This is a genomic window from Mesorhizobium sp. M7A.F.Ca.CA.002.09.1.1, assembly GCF_003998555.1.
In the GTDB taxonomy this organism is placed as follows: Bacteria; Pseudomonadota; Alphaproteobacteria; order Rhizobiales; family Rhizobiaceae; genus Mesorhizobium; species Mesorhizobium ciceri.
The window spans coordinates 1-9,330 of record NZ_RZRR01000112.1; the positions used below are offsets into that span (position 1 = coordinate 1).

At 62.5% G+C, this 9,330-nt stretch carries 10 protein-coding genes; 4 read left to right on the top strand and 6 right to left on the bottom strand.

What is annotated here, in order from left to right; translation table 11 throughout:
- On the bottom strand, window positions 1-568 hold a 568-nt coding region (locus EN994_RS07615; RefSeq protein ID WP_164745836.1), incomplete at its 3' end, for a biotin/lipoyl-binding protein.
- A gap of 132 nt (window positions 569-700) precedes the next feature.
- Here EN994_RS07615 and EN994_RS07620 point away from each other — a divergent pair.
- The gene (locus EN994_RS07620) at window positions 701-1,435 is read left to right on the top strand and encodes a TetR/AcrR family transcriptional regulator (protein WP_013528496.1); all 735 of its coding nucleotides are present in this window, start codon (window positions 701-703) and stop codon (window positions 1,433-1,435) included.
- Window positions 1,436-1,526: 91 nt separating this feature from the next.
- On the opposite strand, the gene yihA is transcribed toward EN994_RS07620, so the two are convergent.
- The 3 genes from yihA to EN994_RS07635 form a co-directional block, all read right to left on the bottom strand.
- Window positions 1,527-2,186 carry a ribosome biogenesis GTP-binding protein YihA/YsxC gene (gene yihA / locus EN994_RS07625; protein WP_024502094.1) on the bottom strand — a complete coding sequence of 220 codons (660 nt, stop codon included), beginning with the start codon at window positions 2,184-2,186 and terminating at the stop codon, window positions 1,527-1,529.
- Window positions 2,183-2,821, bottom strand: a complete 639-nt coding sequence (locus EN994_RS07630) for a CatB-related O-acetyltransferase (protein ID WP_063170424.1) — start codon at window positions 2,819-2,821, stop codon at window positions 2,183-2,185. Before EN994_RS07630 ends, yihA begins: the two co-directional genes overlap by 4 nt.
- Before the next feature lie 124 nt (window positions 2,822-2,945).
- Window positions 2,946-3,260, bottom strand: coding sequence for a hypothetical protein (locus EN994_RS07635; protein ID WP_024502096.1), 315 nt, complete (start codon window positions 3,258-3,260; stop codon window positions 2,946-2,948).
- Window positions 3,261-3,438: 178 nt separating this feature from the next.
- Here EN994_RS07635 and EN994_RS07640 point away from each other — a divergent pair, with 178 nt between their 5' ends.
- The 3 genes from EN994_RS07640 to EN994_RS07650 are packed head-to-tail and all read left to right on the top strand — an operon-like array spanning window position 3,439 to window position 6,726.
- Window positions 3,439-3,903, top strand: coding sequence for a MarR family winged helix-turn-helix transcriptional regulator (locus EN994_RS07640; protein ID WP_013528500.1), 465 nt, complete (start codon window positions 3,439-3,441; stop codon window positions 3,901-3,903).
- A complete protein-coding gene (locus EN994_RS07645; RefSeq protein WP_082826616.1) occupies window positions 3,896-5,188 on the top strand; it encodes an HlyD family secretion protein in 1,293 nt (430 codons plus the stop codon). Before EN994_RS07640 ends, EN994_RS07645 begins: the two co-directional genes overlap by 8 nt.
- The gene (locus tag EN994_RS07650; RefSeq protein ID WP_063169716.1) at window positions 5,185-6,726 is read left to right on the top strand and encodes a DHA2 family efflux MFS transporter permease subunit; all 1,542 of its coding nucleotides are present in this window, start codon (window positions 5,185-5,187) and stop codon (window positions 6,724-6,726) included. The genes EN994_RS07645 and EN994_RS07650 overlap by 4 nt, the downstream gene beginning before the upstream one ends.
- A 189-nt stretch (window positions 6,727-6,915) precedes the next feature.
- On the opposite strand, the gene EN994_RS07655 is transcribed toward EN994_RS07650, so the two are convergent.
- Together EN994_RS07655 and yidC are read right to left on the bottom strand one after the other, a co-directional pair.
- Window positions 6,916-7,476, bottom strand: coding sequence for a fasciclin domain-containing protein (locus EN994_RS07655; protein WP_063169715.1), 561 nt, complete (start codon window positions 7,474-7,476; stop codon window positions 6,916-6,918).
- Between the two features lie 177 nt (window positions 7,477-7,653).
- The coding region (gene yidC / locus EN994_RS07660; RefSeq protein WP_127307466.1) for a membrane protein insertase YidC at window positions 7,654-9,330 on the bottom strand (1,677 nt) is incomplete at its 5' end.

Sequence of the window (9,330 nt, forward strand, 5' to 3'; positions counted from 1 at the left end):
CATGGGTCTTGAGCAGCTGCGAGGCGCGCGCCGCGACCTTGGCTGCGTTGTCGGCCGCGGCCTGGTCGGCGACCTTCTGCGCCTGGGCCTGCTGCAGCGAGGCGCGGGCCGCGTCGGTCTGGGCGTCGATACGGTCGAGCGTCTTGCTCAAGGTGGCGATCTGCGCCTCGGCCTGGGCGACGGCAATCTTGTAATCGCCGTCATCGACGACGAGCAGCGGATCGCCGGCCTTGACCAGCTGGTTCTCGCTGACCTTGACCTGATCGACATAGCCGGAAATCTTGGGCGAGATGAACGCCATGTCCGCCTGGACATAGGCATCGTCCGTCGAGATCATGAAGCGGCCCGTTGTCCAGTAGTCGTACCCATACCAGGCGCCGGCGCCCAGCAAGGCAACACCGATGACCGGCAGCAGGAAGGAACGCACCGAACGCTTCTTCCTGGCCGGAGCCTCTGCCGGCGGCGACGAGACGGGCTGGACAGGTACTTCCGGTGCTTCCGTCGCTGGCGCAACCTTGGCGTTGGGGAAGGGACGGACTTCAGCAGTGGTCGGCGCGTTCGAGGACATGACATCTCTCTAAAGTTATAATATAATATTGAACCGTTCGGTTCGATCCGGCCGTTGACATAGCGCGTAAAGAGGACCATATCAAGGGCAATCGAACCGCTTGGTTCGAATTATTTTCGAGGTGTGACTTTCATGGCCGAGACCCCGCCCAATGTCGAAAACGAGTCGTGTGACGACCTGTTGGAAAGCTTGCGCCGTGGCCGCCCGGCCGCGGGGCAGGATCCGGCCAAGCGCAGCCAGATCATCGACGGCGCCCGTCGTGTCTTCATCGACAAGGGCTTCGAAGCCGCCTCGATGAACGACATCACCCGCGAGGCCGGCGTCTCCAAGGGTACGATCTACGTCTACTTCGCCAACAAGGAAGAGCTGTTCGAGGCGCTGATCGAGGAAGAGCGCGGCACCATCTTCAAGAACATGTATGACGTGCTGGACAATGCCGACAACCTGCGCGAGACGCTGGTGAAGTTCGGCAAGGTGCTGGCTCTCAAGATCACGTCGGCCAAGGTCGTCCAAGCGCAGCGCACGGTGATCGGGGCATCAGACCGGATCCCCGACATGGGCGCGCGTTTTTACGAGCGCGGTCCCAAGCGTGGCCACGACAAGGTCGCGGCCTTTCTCAATGCCGCCATCGAGCGCGACCTGCTGCGCATCGACGATGTCGATCTTGCCGCCTATCAGTTCACCGAACTGTGCCTGGCCGGTCTGTTCCGCCAGTGCATCTTCGCCTACCGCACCAAGGCCCCGACCCAGGACGAGATCGACCACATCGTCAGGTCAGGCGTCAGCATGTTCCTGAAGGCCTACGGCACCGAAAGGCTTGTGGCGGAAGAAGGCCATCAGACGATTGCTATCGAGGCCAAGCCCTAGCCAGACCATGCTCTAACTCTTTGTTTAGACGCAATTCTGGACGGAAAACCGCTTCACACTTTTCCTAGAATTGCTCTAAGGTGCGGATGCTTTAGCCGCCATTGGCGGCAAGCACGATGGCTGCCTGCAATTCCTGAAGGCCCTCGGCCTTTTCAGAAGAGGTGGCCAGCACGAACGGGAACGCCGCCGGCCGCTTCTTGATCTTTGCCAGCGTCTCCTCGATCAGCCTCGGCACGCCGGCAGTCTTGATCTTGTCGGTCTTGGTCAGCACGATCTGATAGGACACCGCCGCCTTGTCGAGCAGCGACAGCACTTCGTCGTCCTTGGCCTTGATGCCATGACGGGCGTCGATCAGCACATAGACGCGTTTCAGCGTGACCCGGCCCTTGAGGTAATCGAAGACCAGCTTGGTCCACTCGTCGACCTTCTCCTTGGGCGCGGTGGCGTAGCCGTAGCCGGGCATGTCGACCAGCGCCAAGGGTGGCAGGTCGGCGCCCTCGCCCGAAAATCCATCCGGCACGAAATAGTTGAGCTCCTGCGTGCGCCCCGGCGTGTTGGAAGTGCGCGCCAGCCCCTTCTGGTTGACCAGCGCATTGATCAGCGACGACTTGCCGACATTCGAGCGGCCGGCAAAGGCGATTTCCGGCGGCCCTTCCGGTGGCAGGAACTTCATCGCCGGCACGCCGCGGATGAAGATCCACCCTCGCGTAAACAGTTCGGTGCCGATTATGCTGCTGTTCAGAGCGTTCAAGCTGCTGCCTCCAGAAGAGAAATATTGACACCCCGGATAGCATCGAGGTTGCGGCTGACCTTGTCTACCGGCCAGTCCCACCACGCCACCGCCAGCAGCCGCCTGATTGTCCGGTCGTCGAAACGCATCTTTACCACCTTGGCCGCGTTGCCGGCGACGATCGCATAGGGCGGCACGTCGTGCGTCACCACCGATTTCGCAGCGACGATGGCGCCGTGGCCGATTTCCACCCCGGGCAGGATCACCGCCTCCATCCCGATCCAGACGTCGTTGCCGACGATGGTGTCGCCGCGCACCTCCTTCGACCAGGTCGCCGGGTTAAAACCCTTTTCCCAGCCATGGCCGAAAATATTGAACGGATAGGTCGAAAAGCCGGACATGGCGTGGTTGGCGCCGTTCATGATGAAGCGCGCGCCCTCGGCGATGGCGCAGAACCTGCCGATGATCAGCTTGTCGCCTATGAACGGATAGTGATGCAGGACGCATTTCTCGGCGAATTTGTCCGGCCCGTCGGGGTCGTCATAATAGGTGAAGTCGCCGATCTCGATGTTTGGCGCGTTCACCAGTCCCTTGAGGAAGCCGACGCGGGTATGCATCGGGATCGGGTGCTTGATGTCTGGGTTGGGTCCGTCCATGTCGAAATCCGTCAGAGAAATGGCCGCCAGGTGCATCCGAAACTCGAATGCGCCCGTTCAAAATAGCGTGGTCCGCCCTATAGCACCAATCGGGTGACGAGCGAGCTTTCCTTGACGGCCTTGCTCATTTGCTGCCGCGGCAAATCACGATCGGATCGGACAGCGCACTGTCGAAACCGCTGCCCTGATAGACGGTGACATTCGTGGCGCCGGGCGGCAGCATGAAGCTGCCTTCGACGATTTTCTGGTCGCCGGCCGGCATGTGGAGAGCCCAGCTATAGGTGCAAAACTGAGGCGGCGCCTGGGGTTCGACGTGGCTGCAGTTCAATTGCGCGCCACCCAGCATGGCGGCGCCGCCGCAACTGACGGCGCCCTTTGCGAGCGCAATGCCCGGCCATCCTGCAATGGCCGCCACGGTCGCGATCTTCAGCCAATTCATCGTCGTATCCTTGCCCGGCAACAGCCCGCTACCTGAGCCTTTGGGTGGGTCGCAGCCCATGCGTCATTTTTTCCAGGCGGGCTTAGTCCGTCTTGCGCACCGCGTCCAGCAAGATTATGTGCATGATGATAATAAGCATGCTCACTAACAGTCGCGCCGAAAAACTCCAGTACCTCCCATGCCATCGTCACCCAACATCAGCTTCGTGCTGCACGATGTCGCGCGCCTGCTTCGAAAGCGGTTCGAGCAGAGGTCGCGGGCATCGGGGCTGACCCGCGCCCAGTGGCAGGTGCTGGCCTATCTCAGCCTGCATGAAGGCATCCACCAGAACAAACTGGCGGACCTGATCGAGATCACGCCGATCACGCTCGCCCGGCTGCTCGACAAGATGGAAGCAAGCGGCTTCATCGAGCGCCGGCCCGATCCCGCTGACCGCCGGGCATGGCTGCTGTACCTGAAGCCGCAAGCCCATCCGCTGATCGAAATCATGCGCGGCAATGGGCGGAAGACGCGTGACGAGGCCTTTGTCGGCCTTTCCGCGGATGCGCAACTGCATCTGCTGCAAACCCTATCCCTCATCAAATCCAATCTGCTCGCGGCTTGCGCCCAGCCTGCCGCCGACCGGGAGAAAACACATGGCTGAATCAACCTCACCAAAGAAGCCTGTCGAAGAAGACGGATCCGCCGCCGACCGGGCGCGCGACCAGGTCATCCGGCTGGACAGCGAACGCGAGCAAAGGCGAGCCAGCACCGTCATCGACAATGACGAGCTCGAATCACCGGTCGCCCTGGAGCCGGCGGCGCTCGAGGCTCCGTCCAAGGAGCCACGCCAGGCCGGGGTTGCGGTGGCGCCTCCGGCGCCGGTCAAGCCCAAGCGCGGCCGGGCACGGCCGATCCTGTTTGCCCTGCTTCCGTTCGCGCTGGTCGTCGGCGGCTATTACTACGTCATCGGCGGCCAGGTCATGACGACCGACAATGCCTACATCCAGGCGCAGTCGCTCGGCGTTTCCACCGATGTCTCCGGCACTGTGTCCGAGATCGACGTGCACGAGAACGAGGCGGTGAAGAAGGACCAGGTGCTTTTCCGGTTGCGGTCGGCCTCTTTCGAAACCGCTCTTGCCGCCGCCCAGGCACAGCTCGGCACAGTGCGCAACCAGGTGCTGACCTTGCAGGCGAGCTACCAGCAGTCGCAGGCGCTGATCGAGCAGGCGCAGGCCGACATCCCCTATTACGAGGCCGCTTTCCAACGCCAGCAGGATCTGCTCAAGACCTCCACCTCCTCGAAGGCGACCTTCGACAGCGCCCAGCACGACCTCGTCGCCGCCCGCCAGAAAGTGTCCGTTGCCCAAGCGCAGGCACAGGCGACGCTTGCCCAGCTCGGCGGCGACGCCAGCCAGCCGGTGGAGAAGAACCCGTTCTATCTCCAGGCGCAGTCGGCGGTGGACGACGCCCAGCGCAACCTTGCCGATTCCATCGTCAAGGCGCCATTCGACGGCATCGTCACCAATGTCGACGCGCTTCAGGTCGGCAAGTACCTGCCGGCTTCGCAGCCGGCGTTCAGCCTGATTTCGGCGACCGATCTGTGGATCGCGGCGGAGCCTAAGGAAACCGAACTGACCTATGTGCGGCCGGGACAGACGGCGACGATCAGCGTCGACAGCTATCCCGGTGCCGTCTGGCACGGCAGGGTCGCCTCGATCAGCCCGGCGTCGTCGTCGAGCTTCTCGCTGCTTCCGGCGCAGAACACCACCGGCAACTGGGTCAAGGTCGTGCAACGCATTCCGATGCGCGTGACGGTGGACGATCTCCAGGGCAAGCCGCCGCTGCGCGGCGGGATGAGCGTCGTGGTCGGCATCGATACCGGCCATGCGCGCGGCCTGCCGGACTTCGTGACGGACCTCCTCGGTCGGTTCGGACAAAAGTCATGACCGGCGCGTCCGCGACAGGTGGCGTGGTCGCCAATCGCGGCGCCATCACCGCCTGCGTGATCCTGGCCGTGATCATGCAGGCGCTGGACACCACCATCGCCAATGTGGCGCTGCCCTATATCCAGGGCAGCGTTTCGGCCAGCGCCGACCAGATAAACTGGGTGCTGACGTCCTACATCGTCGCGGCAGCCGTCATGACGCCGCCTTCGGGCTATCTTGCCAATCGCTTCGGCCGCAAGCGCATCCTGCTGATCTCGATCACCGGCTTCGTCGTCGCGTCGGTGCTGTGCGGCTTCGCGCAGTCGCTGCCGCAGATCGTCGGCTTCCGCCTGCTGCAAGGCCTGTTCGGCGCAGCCCTGGTGCCGCTGGCGCAGAGCATCCTGCTCGACATCTACAGCGTCGAGGAGCGCGGCTCGGCGATGGCGCTGTTCGGCGTTTCGGTGATGGTCGGGCCGGTGCTCGGGCCGGTCATCGGCGGCTGGCTGACCGAGAATGTCAGCTGGCGCTGGGTGTTCTACATCAACGTACCGATCGGCGCGCTGGCTTTCGCCGGCGTCTCGATGTTCGTCCAGGAAACCAAGACGGACCTCAAGGCCAGGCTGGACTGGCTGGGCTTCGGCATGCTCAGCGTCACCATCGCGTCGCTGCAGATGTTCCTCGATCGCGGCGAGCAGCTCAACTGGTTCTCGTCGTCCGAGATCATCGTCGAGGCGCTGATCTGCGCGTCGGCCTTCTACATCTTCCTCGTCCACACCTTCACCGCCAAAAACACCTTCGTGAACCCGCGGCTGTTCCTCGACAGGAATTTCGCCGTCGGCATGATCTTCATCTTCATCATCGGCATCACCTATCTGGCCTCGCTGGCCCTGATGACGCCCTATCTGCAGACCCTGATGGGCTATCCGGTGGTGACGGCCGGCATCGTCATGGGGCCGCGCGGTCTCGGCACCATGGCTTGCATGTTCCTGGTCGGCAGGCTGATCGGCAAGGTGGACACGCGCTGGCTGCTTCTAACCGGCCTGCTGGTCACCGCCTGGGCGATGTACGACATGACCGGCTGGACCCCTGATGTCTCGCAATGGACGATCATCAGCACCGGCTTCATCCAGGGCGCGGGCCTGGGTTTCCTGTTCGTGCCGCTGACCACCATCACCTTCGCCACGCTGGCGCCGGAGCGGCGCGCGGAAGGCACCGGACTGTACAATCTGTCCCGAAACATCGGCTCCAGCGTCGGCATATCGGTGGTCACCGCGCTGTTGACGCAGAACGTGCAGGTCAACCACGCCAATATCGCCACCTATGTGACGCCCTACAACCAGGCGTTCAGCAATCCGGCGATCTTCCAGGCAATGGATCCCTACAGCGCCGCGGGCCGCGCCGCGCTCGACGGCGTGGTCACGCTGCAGGCCACGATCATCAGCTATATGAACGACTTCAAGCTGATGATGATCCTGTCGCTTGCCGCCATTCCGCTGGTTCTGTTGCTGCGCAAGCCGGCGACTCCGGCCAAGATCGACCACAGCGCCGTGATGGAGTGACGACGCTCGAAACTTATCCGGCTGCACAGGCAACAGCCAAAAAGAAACCGGGGTCCTGTGAGGGACAGGACCCCGGCCAATGCCGATACGACTTCCCAAGAAACATGGCACCTCGTCATGAGGCGGGGATGGCAGGCCCGAGAAAGCCCCAACGGACCTGTCTTGATCCCCTTTGCCGGAAGCCGTTCGTTACTTCGGCAACAGCACCTTGTTGACGACATGGATGACGCCGTTCGACTGGTTGACGTCGGCGATCGTCACTCGCGCCTCGCCGCCTGACTCATCCATGATGTAGAGCTTGCCCTTCTTGACTTCGGCGGTCAGCGTGTCACCGGAGACGGTCTTCATCTCGTATTTGCCGCCCATCGCCTTGGCCTTCTTCATCATCTCGGCGCCCGAAATCTTGCCGGCCACGACATGCGCGGTCAGCACCTTGGTGAGCTTGCCCTTGTTCTCCGGCTTCAGCAGCGTGTCGACGGTGCCCTTGGGCAGTTTCGCAAACGCCGCGTTGGTCGGGGCAAAGACTGTGAACGGGCCAGCGCCCTGCAGCGTGTCGACCAGGCCGGCGGCCTTGACCGCGGCGACCAGCGTCGTGTGGTCCTTCGAATTGACGGCGTTCTCGACGATGTTCTTGGTTGTGTACATCGGCGCGCCGCCGACATTCGGGTTCTTGGCATAGGCGGGCGCGGCAATCGCCACGCCGGCGACGAGTGCGGAAAGGGCGATGATCCTGAATGACGGCAAGCGCATGTGGTCTTCCTCCGTGTGAGGGCTGATCGGAATTGATAGCCTTTGGAAACGCACAGGCAGTCACGCCGCCGAGGGGGCGCAAGTTTCGCCGATCACGGGAACGTGATGCCGGAGCTGCTTAAACGAAAAGCCCCGCGCGAGGCGGGGCTTTGAAGGCTGGAGAAAGCGCTGCGCCTTCTATTCGGCCGGTGATGGTTTCTTTCGGAACAGCGCGACCAGATTGTCCCACAGCTCGATCTTGGCACCCTGGCGCTTCATGATGATGCCCTGCTGGAGGATCGACAGCGTGTTGTTCCAGGCCCAGTAGATGACCAGGCCGGCCGGGAAACCCGCCATCATGAAGGTGAAGATGACAGGCATCCAGGTGAAGATCGCAGCCTGCGTCGGATCCGGCGGCGTCGGGTTCATGCGCATCTGCAGGAACATGGTGACGCCCATGATCAGCGGCCAGACGCCGATCATCAGCATGTGCGGCAGGGTGACCGGGATCAGGCCGAACAGGTTGAACAGCGACGTCGGATCGGGCGCGGCCAGATCCTGGATCCAGCCGAAGAACGGCGCGTGCCGCATTTCGATGGTGATGTAGAGCACCTTGTAGAGCGAGAAGAAGACCGGGATCTGCAGTGCCACCGGCCAGCAGCCGGCAAGCGGGTTGATCTTCTCGGTCTTGTACAGCTCCATCATCGCCTGCTGCTGCTTCATCTTGTCGTCCGCGTATTTCTCGCGGATCTCGAGCATTTTCGGCTGCACCTTCTTCATGTTCGCCATCGACGCGTACGACTTGTTGGCGAGCGGATAGAAGATGGCCTTGACGATGACGGTGGTGGCGAGAATGGCCAGGCCGAAATTGCCGAAGAATTTGTAGAGCGTGTCGATCAGCCAGAACATCGGCTTGGTGATGAAGTGGAACCAGCCCCAGTCGATCAAAAGGTCGAACCGCTTGATATGACGGTCTTCCGCATAGGCGTTGATCTTGCCGACTTCCTTGGCGCCCGCGAAGATCTCGCTCTCCACCGTCGCCGACTGGCCGGCATCGACGGTGATCGGGTCGGTGAGGAAGTCGGACTGGTAGCGATGGCGGCCGTCCTCGAAATAGGCATAGCGCGGCTGGAACGGCTGCTTCTCGGTCGGCACCAGCGTCACCGCCCAGTATTTGTCGGTGATGCCGAGCCAGCCGTCGGTCGACTTGCCCGGCGTGAACTGCTTGTCCTTCTCGATGGACGCGTATTTGTGTTCCTGCAGGCCTTCCGTGCCGGTGAAGCCGATCAGGCCCTCATGCAGCACATAGGTGCTGGCAACGAGCGGCTTGTCGAAGCGGGTGACGCGGCCGTAATTGGACAGCGAGACGGCGGCCGTGCCGGCATTCTGCACCGTGTCGGACACCGTGAACATGTAGTTGGTGTCGACGGAAAAGGTGCGCTTGAAGGTCAGGCCCTTGTCGTTCGAATAGGTCAGCGTGACCGGGGTCGTCGGCGTCAGTGTCGCATTGCCGTCGATAGCCCACACTGTTTCGGGACCGGGCACCGCGCCGGTCTTGTCGTTGCCGACGAAGCCGATCTCGGCATAGTAGCCATTGGGCAGTGCCGCCGGGTTGAGCAGGCTGATCTCGGGCGAGTTCTTGTCGACCGTCTCGGTGTAGTGCTTGAGCTTGAGGTCGTCGAGACGGGCACCGGTCAGGTTGATCGAACCCTCAAGGCTCGGCGTGTCGATCTTCGCGCGGGTCGTCGTGGCGAGCGCCTGTTCGCGGCCGGCCGGCGTGACGGCATCGGTGCCGGGTGCGTTGGGAATGGCGCCAGGGGCGGCGGGCGTTCCGGTGTCGGTACCGGGATTGGTGCCGGCGGCCTTCTTCTGCTC

Excerpts from the sequence above, each read along its gene's own strand:
- EN994_RS07620 (WP_013528496.1), top strand. The coding sequence starts at position 701 with ATGGCCGAGACCCCGCCCAATGTCGAAAACGAGTCGTGTGACGACCTG.
- EN994_RS07630 (WP_063170424.1), bottom strand. The coding sequence starts at position 2,821 with ATGGACGGACCCAACCCAGACATCAAGCACCCGATCCCGATGCATACC.
- EN994_RS07635 (WP_024502096.1), bottom strand. The coding sequence starts at position 3,260 with ATGAATTGGCTGAAGATCGCGACCGTGGCGGCCATTGCAGGATGGCCG.
- EN994_RS07640 (WP_013528500.1), top strand. The coding sequence starts at position 3,439 with ATGCCATCGTCACCCAACATCAGCTTCGTGCTGCACGATGTCGCGCGC.
- EN994_RS07645 (WP_082826616.1), top strand. The coding sequence starts at position 3,896 with ATGGCTGAATCAACCTCACCAAAGAAGCCTGTCGAAGAAGACGGATCC.
- EN994_RS07650 (WP_063169716.1), top strand. The coding sequence starts at position 5,185 with ATGACCGGCGCGTCCGCGACAGGTGGCGTGGTCGCCAATCGCGGCGCC.
- EN994_RS07655 (WP_063169715.1), bottom strand. The coding sequence starts at position 7,476 with ATGCGCTTGCCGTCATTCAGGATCATCGCCCTTTCCGCACTCGTCGCC.